This window comes from Nonomuraea solani, assembly GCF_900108335.1.
GTDB lineage: Bacteria > Actinomycetota > Actinomycetes > Streptosporangiales > Streptosporangiaceae > Nonomuraea > Nonomuraea solani.
The window spans coordinates 1,217,269-1,234,028 of sequence record NZ_FNVT01000001.1 but is presented as its reverse complement, the minus strand read 5'-3'; the positions used below and the strand labels follow the sequence as shown (position 1 = coordinate 1,234,028).

The 16,760-nt window shown below is 71.1% G+C and carries 15 protein-coding genes; 7 read left to right on the top strand and 8 right to left on the bottom strand.

Annotated elements, in window-relative coordinates; all coding sequences use genetic code 11:
- The first annotated feature begins 152 nt into the window (after positions 1–152).
- Entirely contained in the window at positions 153–1,043 is an 891-nt protein-coding gene (locus C4V41_RS05425; protein WP_103954568.1) for a hypothetical protein, read from the top strand.
- Here the strand turns inward: C4V41_RS05425 and C4V41_RS66030 are convergent.
- Complete coding sequence (locus C4V41_RS66030) at positions 1,018–1,281, bottom strand: LysR family transcriptional regulator (RefSeq protein WP_103954567.1); 264 nt, start codon at positions 1,279–1,281, stop codon at positions 1,018–1,020. The genes C4V41_RS05425 and C4V41_RS66030 overlap by 26 nt on opposite strands.
- Before the next feature lie 187 nt (positions 1,282–1,468).
- On the opposite strand from C4V41_RS66030, the gene C4V41_RS05415 reads away from it, so the two are divergent.
- Together C4V41_RS05415 and C4V41_RS05410 are read left to right on the top strand one after the other, a co-directional pair.
- Complete coding sequence (locus tag C4V41_RS05415) at positions 1,469–2,353, top strand: bile acid:sodium symporter family protein (protein WP_235029909.1); 885 nt, start codon at positions 1,469–1,471, stop codon at positions 2,351–2,353.
- Positions 2,350–3,360, top strand: a complete 1,011-nt coding sequence (locus C4V41_RS05410) for an ABC transporter substrate-binding protein (RefSeq protein WP_103954566.1) — start codon at positions 2,350–2,352, stop codon at positions 3,358–3,360. Before C4V41_RS05415 ends, C4V41_RS05410 begins: the two co-directional genes overlap by 4 nt.
- Here the strand turns inward: C4V41_RS05410 and C4V41_RS61675 are convergent, their stop codons facing one another.
- The 7 genes from C4V41_RS61675 to C4V41_RS05380 all read right to left on the bottom strand — a co-directional run bounded on the left by C4V41_RS61675 (position 3,361) and on the right by C4V41_RS05380 (position 11,095).
- Positions 3,361–4,161, bottom strand: a complete 801-nt coding sequence (locus C4V41_RS61675) for a substrate-binding periplasmic protein (protein WP_160150174.1) — start codon at positions 4,159–4,161, stop codon at positions 3,361–3,363.
- A complete protein-coding gene (locus C4V41_RS61670) occupies positions 4,158–5,486 on the bottom strand; it encodes a hypothetical protein (RefSeq protein ID WP_160150173.1) in 1,329 nt (442 codons plus the stop codon). The genes C4V41_RS61675 and C4V41_RS61670 overlap by 4 nt, the downstream gene beginning before the upstream one ends.
- Before the next feature lie 139 nt (positions 5,487–5,625).
- Positions 5,626–6,675, bottom strand: coding sequence for an LLM class flavin-dependent oxidoreductase (locus C4V41_RS05400; RefSeq protein ID WP_103954564.1), 1,050 nt, complete (start codon positions 6,673–6,675; stop codon positions 5,626–5,628).
- The gene (locus C4V41_RS05395; RefSeq protein WP_103954563.1) at positions 6,672–8,162 is read right to left on the bottom strand and encodes an APC family permease; all 1,491 of its coding nucleotides are present in this window, start codon (positions 8,160–8,162) and stop codon (positions 6,672–6,674) included. The genes C4V41_RS05400 and C4V41_RS05395 overlap by 4 nt, the downstream gene beginning before the upstream one ends.
- Positions 8,146–8,400: a hypothetical protein gene (locus C4V41_RS05390; RefSeq protein ID WP_235029908.1), complete on the bottom strand. Its 255-nt coding sequence runs from the start codon at positions 8,398–8,400 to the stop codon at positions 8,146–8,148. The genes C4V41_RS05395 and C4V41_RS05390 overlap by 17 nt, the downstream gene beginning before the upstream one ends.
- Positions 8,397–9,896, bottom strand: a complete 1,500-nt coding sequence (locus C4V41_RS05385; protein ID WP_103954562.1) for an FAD-binding oxidoreductase — start codon at positions 9,894–9,896, stop codon at positions 8,397–8,399. The genes C4V41_RS05390 and C4V41_RS05385 overlap by 4 nt, the downstream gene beginning before the upstream one ends.
- On the bottom strand, positions 9,893–11,095 hold the full coding sequence (locus tag C4V41_RS05380) for a (Fe-S)-binding protein (protein WP_103954561.1): 1,203 nt from the start codon (positions 11,093–11,095) through the stop codon (positions 9,893–9,895). Before C4V41_RS05380 ends, C4V41_RS05385 begins: the two co-directional genes overlap by 4 nt.
- 71 nt (positions 11,096–11,166) lie before the next feature.
- Between C4V41_RS05380 and C4V41_RS05375 the strand changes: the two genes are divergently transcribed.
- The 4 genes from C4V41_RS05375 to C4V41_RS05360 all read left to right on the top strand — a co-directional run bounded on the left by C4V41_RS05375 (position 11,167) and on the right by C4V41_RS05360 (position 16,758).
- Positions 11,167–11,907: a FadR/GntR family transcriptional regulator gene (locus tag C4V41_RS05375; protein ID WP_200823749.1), complete on the top strand. Its 741-nt coding sequence runs from the start codon at positions 11,167–11,169 to the stop codon at positions 11,905–11,907.
- Between the two features lie 10 nt (positions 11,908–11,917).
- Positions 11,918–12,619, top strand: coding sequence for a cache domain-containing protein (locus C4V41_RS05370; protein WP_103954559.1), 702 nt, complete (start codon positions 11,918–11,920; stop codon positions 12,617–12,619).
- 473 nt (positions 12,620–13,092) lie between these two features.
- Complete coding sequence (locus tag C4V41_RS05365) at positions 13,093–13,959, top strand: esterase/lipase family protein (RefSeq protein WP_160150172.1); 867 nt, start codon at positions 13,093–13,095, stop codon at positions 13,957–13,959.
- Positions 13,960–14,049: 90 nt separating this feature from the next.
- A complete protein-coding gene (locus C4V41_RS05360) occupies positions 14,050–16,758 on the top strand; it encodes a helix-turn-helix transcriptional regulator (protein WP_103954557.1) in 2,709 nt (902 codons plus the stop codon).
- Positions 16,759–16,760 lie beyond the last annotated feature (2 nt).

Sequence of the window (16,760 nt, the reverse complement as noted above, 5' to 3'; positions counted from 1 at the left end):
AGACGCCGCACGCGTTCACCCCGAATAAAGAGAACATAAGTCTGGCAGCGGGAAGGTACACCACAAAGATCGTTTCGCGATAGATGCCGCGAACTCCCCATTTCCGCGATCTTTGACTAGGCTGCGCTCCGGATCCGTAAGAGGGGGGTGTCGTGATCGTCGACCGGTCATGGGAGATGGCGTTCGACGCGCTGGCCGCGCGGCCGGTGCGGGCGGCCCGGATGGTGCTCGCGGCCCAAGGGCTCGACCGGAACGCCGTGATCGTGCTGGACGCCGACACCGACGCGTTCGTGACCGTGCCCGGCCTGCCAGCGCACCTGTCGCCGGAGACGATGTCACTGTCGTCCGACGGCACCCGGCTGGTGTTCCTGGCGCGCCAGGACGACGGCGCCGGCCCGTCGCGGGTGGTGCTGCACACGCTCGCCACCGGCGCCCGCCAGGAGTTCGTCTCCGACGACTACATGCGCGCGGCGCTGTCACCGGACGGCACCCGGCTCGCCGTCCTGGCCGACCTCTCGAACGGCTCCGGCATCCCCGGCGCCGACGACGCGAGCGCCGGGGTCGCGCTGGTCGACACCGCCACCGGCGCCCGGCGGCCGCTCTGGTCGGCCGAGGGTTACTGGGAGGAGGCCTCGATCAGCTGGTCGCCCGACGGCCTGCTGCTCGCCGCGACCTACCTGACGGCGGACGACGTCCTCACCACCGTGGTGCTCGACCTCTCCGGCAAGGAGATCGGCTCGTACGAGGAACGCGTCGCCCTCCCCGGCCCGCACTCCGTCTGGGCCTCCGAGCGCGAGCTGATCGTCTACCCGGAGCCCGACGACGACAGCCCGCTGATCGCGATCGACGTGCCGACCGGCGGCCAGCGCCGCTTCACCCGGCGGAGCTTCGAGGGCTACCTCGCCATCAGCGGCGGCCGGGTCGTCCGGCCCGGCTCCGCGCACGGCCGGTTCGTCACGACCGACCTGAACGACGGCGACGAGCGGCCCTTCCTGACCGTCACCCCGGCGATCGCGATCAACGCCCTCGACATCGTCGCCTAGAAGAGCTCGGTGAGGGCGTCCTCCAGGACGAGCAGCGCGGCGGCGTCGGCGGCCCGGCGGCGGTGGCGTTCCACCCAGTAGACCGTGCGCTCGGGAGGTCGAGGTAGCGGCGGCCGGCCGGGGTCAGGCCGATGCCCTTGGTGCCCCGGGCCCGCAGGACGAGCGTCTGGCCCAGCCTTTTCTCCAGGCGGTCGAGGCGGTAGCCGACCGTGGACTGCGAGGTGTGCACGAGTCGCATCGATATTTGAGGTCAGCTCGCGTGCCCAGGCGTGCAACCGGGCCGGCGGATGGTCCTGGTAGAGGTATTCGGTCCAGTTCATTGCGCGGATCGTAACGTCACGAATGGGACGGATGCCTTGATCGGCGCCGGAACGGACTGTTAGACAAGGTCAGCGGTTCTCGCCCTGAGGAACGGTGGTCCCCCCGTGCAGCAGTCCGTTCTCACCACAGTCATGCTTCCGGCCGCGCTCGCGTTGATCATGTTCGGGCTGGGTCTGTCCCTCGCGCCGAGTGACTTCGCCCGGATCGCGACCCGGCCCAAGGCGGTGCTCATCGCGCTGGTCGCGCAGGTGCTCGTGCTGCCGGCCGTCTGCTTCGGGCTGGTCGTGCTGTTCGGGCTGGAACCACTGCTCGCCGCCGGCATGATGCTGCTGGCGGCCTCGCCCGGCGGGACGACCGCGAACCTCTACAGCCACCTGTTCGGCGGCGACGTGGCGCTGAACGTCAGCCTCACCGCCGTGAACTCGGTCCTGGCCGCGTTCACCCTTCCCATCGTCGTCAACCTGTCGCTGGACCACTTCGTGGGCACCGGGCCCGACATCGGGCTGCAGGCCGACAAGGTCGTGCAGGTCTTCGCCATCGTGCTGGTGCCGGTCGCGGCCGGCATGATCGTACGGCGTCTCAGCGTGCGGTTCGCGGACCGGATGGAAAAGCCGGTCCGGATCCTGTCGGCGATCGTGCTGGCCGCGGTGATCGTCGGGGCGATCGTGCAGGAGCGGGAGCGGCTGGGCGGCTACCTCGCCTCCGTCGGGCTGGTGGCGCTGCTGTTCAGCGCGATCAGCCTGACCATCGGGTACTGGCTGCCGCGGCTGTTCAACGTGGAGCGGCGGCAGGCGATCGCGTCCGGGATGGAGATCGGCATCCACAACAGCACGCTGGCCATCACGATCGCGCTCAGCCCGTCGCTGCTCGCCAACTCGACGATGGCGGTGCCGCCCGCCGTCTACGGCGTGCTCATGTTCGGCACCACGCTGGTCTTCGGCTACTTCGTCCGGCGGCGCGTCACCGCGGAAGCCGGGGAGGTTCGATGAGGCCGCTGGTCATCGCGCTGGTGGCGGTCCTGGTGGCCGCGGGCTGCTCGGCGCCCCGACGGGACAAGATCACGGTGGCGTGCGGCGCGGGCGAGCGGTGGTGCGCGCTGATGGTCAAGAGGTTCTCCGACGCCACCGGTGTGGAGGCCGACTTCGTCCGGCTGTCGAGCGGGGAGGCGCTGGAGCGGATCAAGGCGGCCAAGACGCGGCAGGAGTTCGACGTCTGGCACGGCGGGCCGGCAGACTCGTACGTGGCCGCCAAGAGTCAGGGGCTGCTGGAGCCGTACAAGTCGGAGAAGGCCGGTGAGATCCGGCTGGGGTGGGCCGATCGGGAGCACGCCTGGAGCGGGATCTACGCCGGGGTGCTGGCCTTCTGCAACAACACCAAAGAGCTGGCCAAGCGCGGCATGAATCCGATCGGCTCCTGGCAGGAGCTGCTGGACGAGCGGCTGAAGGGCGGCGTGGCCATCGCCCATCCGGCCACCTCCGGGACCGCGTACACCGCCCTGTGGACGTCCGTGGAGCTGAGCCACGGCGATCAGGACGCGGCGCTGCGCTACATGCGCGACCTGCACCCCAACGTGCTGCGCTACAACTCCTCCGGCAGCGCGGCGGCGCTGCAGGCGGCCAAGGAGGAGGCGGCCGTCGGCGTCGTCTTCTCCCATGACTGCGTCGCCGCCCAGGAGCAGGGCTATCCGAACCTGCAGGTGACGTTCCCTCGGGAGGGCACCGGCTACGAGCTGGGTGGCCTGGCGGTGCTGGCCGGGGCGCACAATCCCGGCAGCGCGCGCAAGTACGTCGACTGGGCGCTGAGCGGGGCGTCCCAGCGGCTGGGGCCGCTGGCGAAGTTCTACGCGCTGCCCACCAACACCGGGGTGCCCGCGCACTCCAAGGCGGCCGACCCGGCGACGGTCAAGCTGGTCACCTATGACGTGGAGGTCGCCGGGCGCGCCAAGCAGGCGCTCGTCGGCAGGTTCGGCGCGGAGGTCGCCAAGCCGCCGTCCTGATCACGAACAGCCCTCGAACTGTGGCACCGCGACCACCGACAGGTCGATGCCCGACTTGCCGAACCATTTGTCCAGGAGCATGTGCGCCGTGCCGTCCTGGTACATCTGGGTGATGGCGCGGTTGAGCTCCTCGCAGCCCTCGACGTCGCCCTTGCGCACGCCGATCGACGTGCGCTGCTCGTTGAAGGTCGCGCCGACCAGGTGCAGGTCGACACCCGGCTTGGTGAGCAGCCCGGCCAGGATCTGGCTGTTGGTGGAGATGGCGTCGATCCGGCCGTCCTTCATCATCTCCAGGCAGGCGTCGTAGTCGGAGGTCTCGACGGGGATCGCCGGGACCCGGCGCTCGTCGATGATCCGCTGGGCGATGTTGGTGCCGCGTACCCAGCAGATCCTGCGCCCGCCGAGGTCGCGGACGTCACGGATGGCGTCCTTGTCGGCCGGCCGGACCGCGATGTCCTGGAAGTCGACGTGGTACGGCCCGGCGAAGTCGATCACCTTCTTCCGCTCCGGGGTGACCGACATGTGGGCGAAGACCAGGTCGGCGCGCCCGTCCTTGAGCACGTTGAGCTGGTCGCCGGCCTTGATCTCCAGCCAGCGGATCCGCTTGCCCAGCCGCGAGACGAGGTCCTCGGCCACGTCGATGTTGAAGCCGTCGTAGCCGCCGTCCCGTCCCTTGACGCTGATCAGCGGCACGTCGGAGCGGATGGCGACGACCACCTCGTCCTTGTCCGCGAGTGACTCCTGCCGCCCGGCGCCGCAGGCGGTGACCAGCAGGAGCAGGCAGATCAGCAGTCGTCTCACCGGTACTCCCGCAGTCGTGGCCAGACGCCGATCAGGATGAGCAGGGCGCCGGCGGCCAGCCCGGCGGGGACCCAGCGCCACAGCGTCTCCAGGGCTCCGTAGCCGCTGTCGATGGCGCGCTCGAAGTCGGACTCGTGCCGCCGGACCAGCTCCTCCAGCACCTTGTCGTAACCCTCGTACGCCTGCGTGAGCTCGCCGTCCCAGAACTTGATCGCCGCCTCGGCCTCCATCGTCCGCATGCGCGCGTCGGCCTGCTGGAACTTCTGGTAGACGGCGAACAGGCGCCCCCGGTCCTCGCCCGTCAGGCCGCCGAGCAGGCCCTGGAAGTTCGGATTCAGCCTGCCCTGGTAGTCGGGCAGGCTGGTGGACTCGACGGCCGCGACCGTGCGCGACTTGTCGAGGAAGGTGTGCTCGTAGGTGTCCTTGCGGAAGCGGTCGAGCAGGTAGCGGCTCTGGTCGCCGTGCATGCTCCTGCTGATCGCCCGCGCCCTGGTCAGCGTGAGCACCGAGTCGAAGCCACGGCGCTTGGCCTCCTCCAGCGCCTGGCCCTGCCGGTTGAGCAGGGCCGTGCCGGTCACCAGGCCGGCCAGGGTGAGCACGGTGGCGACGATCAGGGCCGGCGCGAAGATCCGGCGGAACCTCCTGGTCAGATAGCCCTGCAGGGCCAGCAGGCAGGCCAGCGCGAGCAGCCCGGTGACGATGACGGCGAAGCGGGCCAGCGAGGTGGCCGAGCGCTCGGCGTCGTGCGCGCGCCGGACGATCGTGCCGGTCTCCAGGGTCAGGTTGTAGGCCAGCGGCAGCAGTTCGCGGTGCATGAGGTCGGTGGCCCGCTGGTAGGCCGCGACCACGTTGTCGGGCGGCTGTCCCGCCGTGTGCCCGGCCTGCGTGTCCAGCAGCCGCGCCTGCGTCGCCAGCCGTTCGTAGCGGCCCAGGCCCTCGATCAGCGACTCGACCGTACGCTGCTCGACGGGGTTGTCCAGGGCCAGCCGGTACGCCTTGAGCAGGCTCTCGGAGATCTCCAGCCGCCGCTGGTCGTAGGCGGTCAGGTCGGCCTGCTGCTGGGGGCCGTACTCGCTGCCGAGCAGCAGGGTCTCGGCCACCAGCGCGTCCATCTCCGACATCTGCCGATAAAGGCCGGCGGTGGCCAGCACCTGAGGCCCGGCGTCGTGGCCGATGGTGCGCAGGCTGGTCTCCGTGCTCGCCGCGCCGGCCAGGATCGCGCCCAGCAGCAGCGTCAGCGTCAGCAGGGACAGCCCGGCCAGCGTGCGCACCCGCCTGGAGACCGACTCATTGCGCCGGACCGGCGGCACCAGTGTCACCACCATGAGCGGCTCCGACGCACCGTGCCTCCCGAGATCGACTCGTGAGACCGAGCATGGCCGGGGTGTGGCGGGTCCGCAAGGAGCGGCCGCGAAATGTCATCCGGGAGAGGGGTACGGCGCGGCCCGCCGTACCCCTCTCCCGTCAGGTGAAGGCGGGCATGATCCGGTCGTGGATCAGCCTGAGCTGGGTGTCCACGTCCGCCACCTCGGGCAGCTCCCGTCCCATGAACTGCTTGACCAGCGTCGGGTCGGTGATGGCCAGGATCATGTGGTTGACGCCCGCCGGCTCGATCTCGCGCTTGATCTTGGCCACGCACTCCTCCGGGGTGCCGGCGATGGACAGCCGCTCCCCCAGCTCGGGCGTGGTCAGCTCGATCGCCCTGGCCAGGTCGCCGGCGCCGAGGGCGTCCACGATCGGCTTCATCGCGTTCGGGTCGACGCCGTTGCGTTCGAGCTGCTCGGCGGGCATGGACGAGGCGTACAGGCCGACCATGCTGCGGGCGGCCTCCTTCGCCACGGCCGAGTCCGGGCCGGTGGCGAAGACGACCCAGGCGCCGATGTCCATCGCCGAGGCGTCCTTGCCGGCCTTCTCCGCGCCGGCCGTGAAGTGCTCGACGAGGTAGTCGTAGGCCTCGCGGGTGTAGCTGAGAGCGTGGTGCACGCCGTCGGAGTGCTCACCGGCCGCGCGGAACGAGCGCGGGCCGCGCATCGCGCCGAGCTTGACCGGTACGCGTTCCTGCACCGGGCGGGCGAAGGTGAACAGGCCGCTGTACTTGAAGAACTCGCCGTCGAAGGTGATCGAGCCCTCGTCCAGCAGCGTCCGCACGACGTGCGCCGCCTCCTTCACCCGCGACAGCGGCTTGATGACCGTCCAGTCGATGTTGTACTGGGCGAGCAGCCCGAAGTTGCCGCTGGACAGCACCACCTCGGCGCGCCCGTCGCTGAGCTCGTCGAGCGTGGCCGCCGCCTGGGCGATCAGGGTCGGCTCGCGCAGCACCACCGACGACACGCTGGGCCCGAACCTGATGCGGGAGGTCTGCTGCGCGGCGGCCGCGAACAGCAGCCACAGGTCCTTGTGCCAGGTCTCGTCGGCGGCGTAGCAGGCGTGGAAGCCCAGCTCGTCGGCCAGGCGGATGGAGGCGAGGGACTCGCGCAGGGGATAGTCGGGCAGCATCACGTAACTGAACTTCATCGTGCGACCTCCTGAGGGATGGCGTCGCCCGAGGGGGCGTCGCCCTTGTCGTACGGTCTGGCGGCCAGCAGGTAGACCAGCCCGGCGGCGACCACCACCAGACCGGACAGGGCCACCAGGTAGTTGTCGTACCAGGGGGCGTCGGGCGTCCTGGGCCAGGCCATGTTGAGGATGGCGAGCACCCCGTAGGCCAGCGCGGCCACGTTGACGGCGAGCCCGGCGCGGCCCAGCGTGAACGGCCCGGCCGGGCGCCAGCCGCGCAGCCTGGCCCGCAGCGCCGCCAGGACCACCATCTGGAAGCCCAGGTAGATGCCGAGCACCGCGAACGAGATGATCTTGATGAGGGCGTCCGCCGATACGATGGAGCCGAGCACGACCAGCGCGGGCACCACGGCGGCGACCAGGAGCGCGTTCGGCGGGATGCGCCTGGCCGGGGAGAACTTCCGGAACGCGCGGCTGCCCGCGATCATGTCGTCGCGGGCGTAGGAGTAGAGCAGCCGGCTCGCCGCCGCCTGCAGGCTGAGCGCGCACGACAGGAACGACAGCAGCACCACGCCGAGCACGACCTTGAGACCGACGGCGCCGAACGCGGTGGTGAGCACGTTCGTGACGGGGTCGGCGTCGGCGCCGGAGACGACGGCGGCGAAGTCGGGCACCGCGAGCAGCAGGGCCAGGCAGACGAACGTCGCGGCGGCGCCGCCGACGTAGATGGTCATGCGCATGGCCTTGGGGATGCGCCGGGTGGGGTCGGGCACCTCTTCGGCGACGTCACCGCACGCCTCGAAGCCGTAGTACTGAAATATCCCGATCAGTCCGGCGGCCAGGAACGCCACGAAATATCCGGACTGCGACCCCGCCCCCGCGCCGAACGAGTCGAACAGCACCCCGAGCCCGTGGTGCCGCTGCGTGACCAGCAGCCACCCGCCCACGGCCAGCGCCCCGACCAGCTCGGCGGTGAACCCGACGATCGCCGCCACCGCCAGCGCCCTGGTCCCGGCCAGGTTGATCGCCAGCGCCACGCCCAGGATGACCAGCGCGCACAGGATCGTGTTCCCCGTACCCACCTCGATCCCGAGCAGCGCCGACAGGTACGGCCCGGCCCCGTACGCCACGCTCGCGATCGTCACCAGCAGCGCGACCAGGTAGACCCAGCCCGTCATCCAGGCCCACCGCCGCCCCCATAACCGCCTGGCCCAGGGGTAGATGCCGCCGGTCAGCGGGTACTGCGAGACGATCTCGCCGAAGACGAGCGCCACCAGGAACTGCCCGGCGCCCACGATGACCAGGCTCCAGATCATCGGCGGCCCGCCGGTCGCCAGCGACGAGGCGAACAGGGTGTAGATCCCGACCACGGGCGACAGGTACGTGAAGCCGAGCGAGAAGTTGGCCCACAGGCTCATGTCCCGGCGGAACTCGGAGGTGCAGCCGAGGTCGGCCAGCCGGGCGTCGTCCCCCGGGCCCGTCAGGGGGTCATTCGTCGAGGTCATGGAGGAGCTCCTCGCCGGAGATCACCTTGTCCGCGAAGTGCCGGTGCATCCAGGCCAGGTGGTCGGCCCGGGACCGGACGAGGCGCAGCGTGTCCCAGTTGGGGAAGGACTGCTGGGTCACGTGGTCGGTCATGAGGCCGGGGTCGACCTCGTAGACGTGCTCGAACCGGGTGATCGCCACGTCGGTCACCTGGTGGGCCGGTGGAGGCGACATCTCCTCCTGATAGCGATATTTCACGATTTCTCCGTGTATGCCTGGTCGAGCAGGTATTTACCGGGGTTCATGATGTTGTTCGGGTCGAGGGCCCGTTTGATGTCGAGCATCACGTCGTACCCGCCGCCCAGCTCGGTGGGCACCAGGTCCACCTCGCCCTCGCGGCAGGAGCCGTGGCAGGCGCTGATCGAGCCGCCGTGCGCGAGCGTCACGGCGGCGAGGTCGCGCTTGGCCCGCACCCATGACTCCCAGGCGGTGTCGTCGAGCCGCTGCTCCCAGATGCCGATGTCGATCTCGGTGAGGTAGTCGGCGCCGGTCGCGCCGTTGGTGTAGGCGAACATGCCCCAGTCGTCGAACACGTCGCTCTCCCGCCTGAGCCGGTCGGCGATCTCGTGCCAGGCCACCCGTACGGCGGGCAGGTTCGTGTAGTTGATCGAGGCGTCCTCGCAGTGCCAGCTCATCGGCACGACCTGGCCGGACCGGGTGCGGCCGTGCAGCGGCGTGGCGTACCTGTCGTGCCTGGCCGCCCAGTCGCCCTCGGAGATCTCGTCCCCCAGGTAGCGGGCGCCGAGGTCGCGGGCGACGCGCAGCAGCCTCCGCCCGCCGGCCCGCACCTCGTCCTCGTAGCCGTACATCGCGGCGCACACCAGCGCCTTCACCGACGACGGCTGCGGGATGTACGCCTCGTCGTCGCGCCGCAGGTAGTCGACCTTCCACTCGTCGAACAGCACCGCGCCCGCGAACGTGGCCACGCCCGCCCGCGCCAGCGCCCCGACCGCGCGGTAGGCGGTGTCGTAGTCCTCGAACGCCCAGAACGGCGAGAACTCCGCCTCCGGCTTCGGGAACAACTTCAGCGTCGCCTCGGTGGCGATGCCGAGCGTGCCCTGGTGGCCCATGAACAGGTGCTTGAGCTGGTAGCCGCTGGAGCTCTTGGTGATCTTCCGGCCGATGCCGTCGCCGACGTGGATGACCTTGCCGGTCGGCAGCACGTGGTCGAAGCTGAGCACCAGGTCGCGGGTGTGGCCGTAGCGGGAGCCGATCAGCGACCAGCCGCTGGTGCCGATGCGGCCGCCGACGAGCGAGCACGGGTAGGAGGCCGGGTCGTCCGGATATATCAGGCCGTGCCGGGCGAGGACCTCGTTGAGTTTGAGCGCGTTGATGCCGGTGCCGACCGTACAGGTGCGGTTGTCGAGATCGATGTCTTTGATCTGGTTGATCCGCTTGACGTCCACGACGATGCCGCCGCGCAGCGGCACCGCGCCGTCGGTCAGGCCGGTGCCGCCGTCGCGCGGCACCACCGGGATCCGCAGGCCGTTGGCCAGCCTGAGCACCTCCGCGACCTCCTCGGTGGAGGCCGGCAGCACGACCAGGTCGGGCATGCGCTCCGCCCACCGGTGCACGGGGAACGGCGCCGGCACGCGCGCCCGGTTGAGCCGGTCGGCCTTGCCGGTCAGCACGTACTCGGACCCGAGAATCCCCCGCAGTTCCTCCAGTACGGGGTCACCAAGCAGCACGGTCATGGCCCCACTCCCAGCGACTCGGCGAGCAGCTCGTGCAGGTCCACGACGTCGATCGAGCGCGCCCGGCCGGCCTCCGACAGCGGCCGCTCCGACCACGGGCAGGCGCTGACCAGCGTGTCCACGCCCAGCTCGGCCGCCTTGCCGACCCGCTGCTCGCTGATCTTCGCGGTCAGCTCCGGCTTCTCGATGGGCAGCCCGCCGCCCCCGCCCGAGCAGTACGACCACTGCGTCACCCGGTCCACGTCGTGGTAGGTCAAGCCGGGAATCGCCCGCAGGATCTCCCGTGGCTCCCGCCAGACGCCCTTGCGCTTGTTGAGCCGGCACGGGTCGTGGTAGGTCACCGTGCGTTCGACCGGGACGTGCGGCGTCAGCCTGCCCTCCCTGATCAGCTCGGCCAGCAGCTCCACGACCAGCACGATCTCGATGTCGTACTCGTCGCCGAAATACTTCGGATAGTCCTCGGTGAACGTGATGTAGTCGTGCGGGTCGAGCACCAGCACCCGGCGCACCCCGGCCGCCCGCCAGTCGTCCAGGTTGTGCCGGGCGAACCGGCGCGCCTGCTCCTCGTAGCCCATCTCGGCCGCCGGGCCGCCGCAGCACCACTGCTCGTTCATCAGCCCGAACTTGTAGCCGGCGAGGTTCAGGATCCGGGCCACCGAGCGCGGCACCGACGTGCGGGAGAAGGCCGCCTCGCAGTCGACGAACAGGATCGTCTCGCCGCCGATGGGCAGGTCGAGCCCGTCGGCCCAGTCGCGTACCCGTGCCTGGTCGATCGGGGTGCCGTTCAGCACCGGCTCGTGGCCGCGCTCGTCGGTGAGCAGGTTCCAGCGCTGCCAGCCCGGCTGGTGCACGCCCTGCGAGACGGCCAGCCCGCGCACGGCCTTGACCAGATCGACCGTACGCGTGCGGAAGCGGTAGAAGTCGCCGGTGAACAGGGAGTTGGGGCAGCGCAGCTCGCACGCGCCGCACCCGGTGCAGTTGACGTAGTCGGCCGCGACGTCGGCGACCTCCAGCTCCCCCTTCTCCATCGCCACGACGTTGGCGTGGAAGGCGGTGGGGCTCCAGGACTCGTTCCGCGTGACCTGCATGACGGGACAGACCTCGCGGCAGAACTTGTGGCCTGAGGAGAAGCAGTTGTACGCGGCGTCGCGCCACTCCTCGGCGAATCTCTTCTCTGGCCTCTTGTCGGGATCCGGCATGTGGCCTCCCTACGACGGGGTTGCGCTTAAAACTATGAGTTCATATTTCAAAAGGCAATATGCTGGACCGCGTGAGTCAGCTCCCCAAGGCGGCGGTCTTCGCCCCGGTCGACGACGGTTCCGGCCGGGCGGAGGTCGTGGTGCGGCGGCTGGCCGAGGCGATCGCGCTCGGCCTCATCGCCGACGGCGACCAGCTCCCCGCCGAGCTGGAGCTGGCCAACGCGCTCAACGTCTCCACCGTGACCCTGCGCGCGGCCCTGGCCGCCCTGCGCGAGCGCGGGCTGGTCGAGACCCGCAGGGGGCGCGGCGGGGGCACGTTCGTGCTCGCGCCCGCCGACCCGTCCGCGGCCCGGCTGCGCCGCCGCCTGCGCGAGCTGAGCAGCTCGGAGCTGCGCGAGATCGGCGACTACCGCTCCGCGATCGCGGGCACCGCCGCCCGGCTGGCCGCCCTGCGGGCCTCCGCCGACAACGTCGCCCGCCTGCGCCAGGTCCTCGGCCGCCTCGACGCGGCCACCTCGGTGGGCGCCCGCCGCCGCGCCGACGGCCGCTTCCACATCGAGGTCGCCGCCGCGGCCCAGTCCGTACGGCTCACGCGCGCCGAGATCGACATCCAGGCCGAGGTGGGCGAGCTGCTCTGGCTCCCCTATGGCGAGGCCGTCGACCCGCGCGACGTCGTGCACAGCCACACCCAGGTGATCGACGCCATCGAGGCCCGCGACCCGGCCCGGGCCAGATCGCTCACCGAGGAACACATCGACAAGGGGATAGAGCGTCTGATGGAGTTCCATTGGCGGCTCGTCGCATCCGAGTGAGGAGGCAACGATGAGCGATCGGCACGTCGGTCAGGTAGCGGACCGGGTCCACACGATCGTGGCGGACATCTTCCGCTCCTTAGATCGCGTCCTGGCGAGCGTCGTGGCCTGCTATCGCGCCTCCGGCTCGTTCGCCTGCGCCGACCTGGCCGCGGTCCGGCCGGAGATCTTCGCCTGCCTGAGCAGCACGCACGAGGTGGTGGCGGGAGCGGGGGTCATCGTCGCGCCCGGCGTGCTGGCCGACCGGCGGCGGTGGCTGGAGTGGTGGCAGGCGCCGCCCGAGCAGGATCCGATCTTCCTCGACGTCGACCTCAACCCGGAGAGCCTCGACTTCTACGACTACACGGCCGCCGAATGGTTCGCCGTGCCCGAGCGCACCCGCCGCCGCCACATCGTCGGCCCGTACGTCGACTACGGCGGCACCGACACGTACATGCTGACCTTCACCGCGCCCGCCGAGGTCGACGGCCGTTTCCTCGGCGTGGTGGGCGCCGACGTGCGGGCGGCCCGGTTCGAGGCGCTGCTGCTCGGCGTGCTGGCCGCGAGCCCGGCGCAGATCACGCTGGTGAACGGCGAGAACCGGGTGGTGGCCACCAACTCACCACGGCTGCCCGCCGGCTCGCTGCTCCTGGACCCCGGGCCCGACCGGGTCGAGCTGCCCGGACTGCCCTGGAGCATCGTCACCTCCGCCGGTGACCGGGCGGCCCTGTGAAGGCGGGCGGCCGCCACCGGAAGGTGACGACCGCTCGCTTCATCTCCTCGTGACGGGGCCGCGTCCGGAACAGTCCCAGTGACTGTCCGGCTCTCGGGGGACGGCTGACAGATCCATGAACCATCTCCAGGGTGTGCGGGTCATCGAGCGCCCGGGCGTGTCCACGATCTTCGGATCGACGAACGGATCGTCCATCGCGTCAAGCCGTCGGTCCAGGCTTTTGCTCATTCTGCTCAATATTTCTTTTCAGGCCCGCCGACGTTCCTGGAAATTTCTGCCACCCCCGCATGGGCGGCTCATCCGCGTCCTGCCGATGCCCCGGCCGCCGTTCATGAGCACGAACGCCACCTTTCCTGGCAAGATCATGGTGGGGACATCCCAGTAGCGGCTACGGATTCGCGGAGGCCACCGTCGTTCCTACCGTTCATGCCATGAGCACACATCTGGGTTTTCCGGGGGTAAAGGCTCGATTAATGCGAGGTGGCACGGTCGTCACCGTGCTCTCCCTGTGCGCCGGGTTCCTCGCCACGACACCCGCCTTCGCCGAGGCGGCGCCGGCGCGCGCGAACTCCAAGACGCGGACGACGGTGTTCGTCCACGGCTGGAGCCGCAGCGCGAACACCAACTGCGAGAGCACCTGGGCCCCGGCCAAGAAGGCGCTGCGGAGCAAGGGCTTCACCGGCCGCTTCGTCACGTTCGGCTACTACGGCGGCGGCACGCGCTGCGACCACGAGTTCGCCGGCACCACCGACACCCGCATCCAGGAGCTCGGCCGCCGGCTCGCCTGGTTCGTCGACAGCCAGTGGACCACGTACAAGCAGCCGGTGGACGTCGTCGCCCACTCGATGGGCGGCCTGGTGACCAGGGCCGCGATCGAGGGCGTCAACCGGTACGGCGGCGACGGCGACTGGCCGGCCCGGCTCTACATCGAGGACGTCGTCACCCTGGGCACCCCGCACGCCGGCGCCAACCTCGGCACCGCCTGCGCCCTCACCCACGAGCAGTGCAGCGACATGAGGCCGAAAAGCGGCTTCCTGAAGTGGCTGGAGTACAACCCGCGCTCCCAGATGAGCACCGAGTACACCGCGATCGCCTCCGACCACGACCAGTGGGTGGCCAGGAAGTCGGCCACCAACAACTACCGCGCCGACAACTGGGTCACCTTCGGCAAGTCCACGACGGGGGCGAAGATGAACCACACCGCCGTGCGTACCACCAGCACCGGGACGTGGTGCGGCGTCTATCAGTGGGAGGACATGAGCGCCTCCAGGAAGTCGTGCGACGGCGTCTCGCCGCTACAGCGCGCCGCGCTCGCTTTGTACTACCACGACAACGTTTGACCGGTCCGGCAGCGCGCTCCAGGCGATCAACGTAGGATCACAGACCATCGTGACCCACGGTTTTTCGGGTGGAGCGCCGCCGGAGGAAGGATGCTGTACGGACGTACCGACGAGCTGAGCACGATCGACCGGATGCTGCGGGCGGCCCATGACCGGCGCAGCGGAGCCCTCATCGTCCACGGCGAGGCGGGCATCGGGAAGTCGGCGCTGCTGGCCCACGCCAAGGACTCGGGGATGGCCGTGCTGGAGACGTTCGGCGTCGAGTCCGAGGCGAAATATCCGTTCGCCGGGCTGCACCTGCTGCTCCGCCCCCTGCTCGACCGCCTCCACCGGCTCCCGCCCAGGCAGGCGGCGGCGCTGCGCAGCGCGTTCGGGCTCAGCCCCTCAGCCTCCCAGGACCTCTTCCTCACCGGGCTGGCCGCGCTCACCCTGCTCTCCGAGCACGATCCGGGACCGGTGCTGTGCCTGGTCGACGACCTCCAGTGGCTGGACACCGCCTCCGCCGCCGCGCTGCTGTTCGCCGCGCGGCGCCTGGAGGCGGAGGGCATCTGCATGATCTTCAGCTCCCGCGAGGACGACCCCGCGCCGGGAATCCCCCGGATGCGGCTGGGCCGGCTGCCGGACACGGCCGCCGCCGAGCTGCTCGCCGATCGCGCGGGCGGCATGTCGGCGCAGGCCAGGCGGCGGATCCTGGACGAGGCCGCCGGGAACCCGCTCGCGCTGCTGGAGTTCTCCGCCGCGCTCACCGACGACCGGCGGGCCGGGCGCGCGGGCCCGCTCCCGTCGGCGGTGGGCGCCGAGCCATCGCCCGGCCGGGTGCAGCGAGCGTTCCGTGCCAGGATCGAGGACCTTCCCGAGGCCACGCAGCTCGTGCTGCTCGTCGCGGCGGCCGACGACATGGGCGACGCCGAGCCGATCCTGCGCGCCGCCGAGGAGCTGGGCGCCGCGGCGGACGCGCTCGGCCCCGCCGAACAGGCCGGCCTGGTGCACGTCACCGGCTCGGGCGGCCCGGTCCCCGGGATCCGGTTCCGCCATCCGCTGATCCGCGCCGCCGCCTACCAGGGCACGCCGCACCACCTGCGGGTGGCCGCGCACCGCGCGCTCGCCGCCGTCCTGACCGGGGAGGCGCACACCGGCCGCCGGGCCTGGCACCTGGCCACCGCGGTGCGGGGCACCGACGACGACGTGGCCGACGAGCTGGAGCGCGCGGCCGTACAGGCTCTGGACCGGCACGACGCCCCGGCGGCGTCGGCGGCCCTGGAACGCGCCGCCGAGCTGACGACCGACGAGCGGACCAGGGCGGACCGGATGGTTCGGGCCGCCGAGCTCGCGGTCCGCGCCGGTCACCTGGACAAGGCCGTCGCCCTGGCCGAGCGGGCCGGCCCGCTCACCTGCGACCTGCCCATTCGGGCCAGGGCCGACCACGTCCTGGCGTCGGTGGAGTTCGAGCACGGGTCGCCGAGCCGGGCCGGTCGCATCCTCGTCGAGGGCGCCGGGCGGGTGGCGGCGGCGGATCGGGAGGCGGCGACCCTGATGCTGGTCGACGCGGCCAGGCACGCCGTGTTCGGCAGCGACGCCGAGCTGGCCCGCGCCACCGCGACCGCCATGGCCGGGCCAGGCCCGCTGCCCGCCGGGCTGATGACGGTCGCCCAGGTGATCAACGACGAGCGGGTGCACGACCTCACGCCGGTACGCGACGCGGTCGGCCACCTGCTGGAGACGGCTCAGGACCAACCTGCCCAGTTCCTCCTCGCGGCCTCGCTGAGCCTGCTGGCGGGCGACCACACGACGGCGTGCCGGGTCGGCGCCGCGCTGGTGGCCCGGTGCCGCGACGACGGGCTGATCGGGGTGCTGCCGCCGGCCCTCGCCCTGCTGGCGCAGGCCCAGATGGTGAACGGCCGGCATCGCGACGCGGCGGAGGCGGCCGACGAGGCGTTACGGGTGGCCCACGACATCGGGCAGTCGCACCGTGTCCAGCATCTCGGCGGCATCCTCGCGTGGCTGGCCGCGATCTACGGCGACACCGAGCGCTGCCGGACGCTGGTCGCCGGCCTGGATCCGGCCGTGGAGGCGGGCCGGGTCATGGGCATCTGGGCGTCCGGGCTGCTCCACCTCGGGCTGGGCGACGCGCGGGAGGCGCTGGAGTGCCTGGCGCCGCTCTGGCACGGCGGGCGCAGGCACCAGACGGTGGCCCTGTACGCGGCGCCGGACCTGATCGAGACGGCCGTCCGGGCGGGCCGGCCCGACCTGGCCGTGGAGCCGCTGGCCGAGTTCGAGCACTGGGCCAAGGCGGTGGGCACACCCCTGATGGCGGCGTGCGCGGCCAGGTCGCGGGGCCTGCTCGCCCAGGGCGCCGAGGCCGGGACGCACCTGGCCGAGGCCGTACGCATCCACGACCGGCACGCCGACTCCGACCAGCGGTTCGAACGCGCCAGAGCCGAGCTGGTGTACGGCGAGTTCCTGCGCCGCGACAAACAGCGGGCCGCCGCGCGGGAGCACCTGCGTACCGCGTTCGACCTGTTCGACCTGCTCGGCACCCACCCGTGGGCGCTGCGGGCCCAGGCCGAGCTGCGCGCCCTGGGCTCCAAGGCCGTGTCCACGGCCGAGGGCCCGGCCAGCCTCCTCACGCCCCAGGAACTCCAGGTGGTCAGGCTGGCCGCGGACGGCATGGCCAACCGGGACATCGCCGCCCACCTGTTCCTCAGCCCGCGGACGATCGAATATCACCTGTACAAGGCCTATCCGAAGCTCGGTGTCGGCTCCCGGGCCGAGCTGATGGATCTGGAGCTGGAACGCTGATC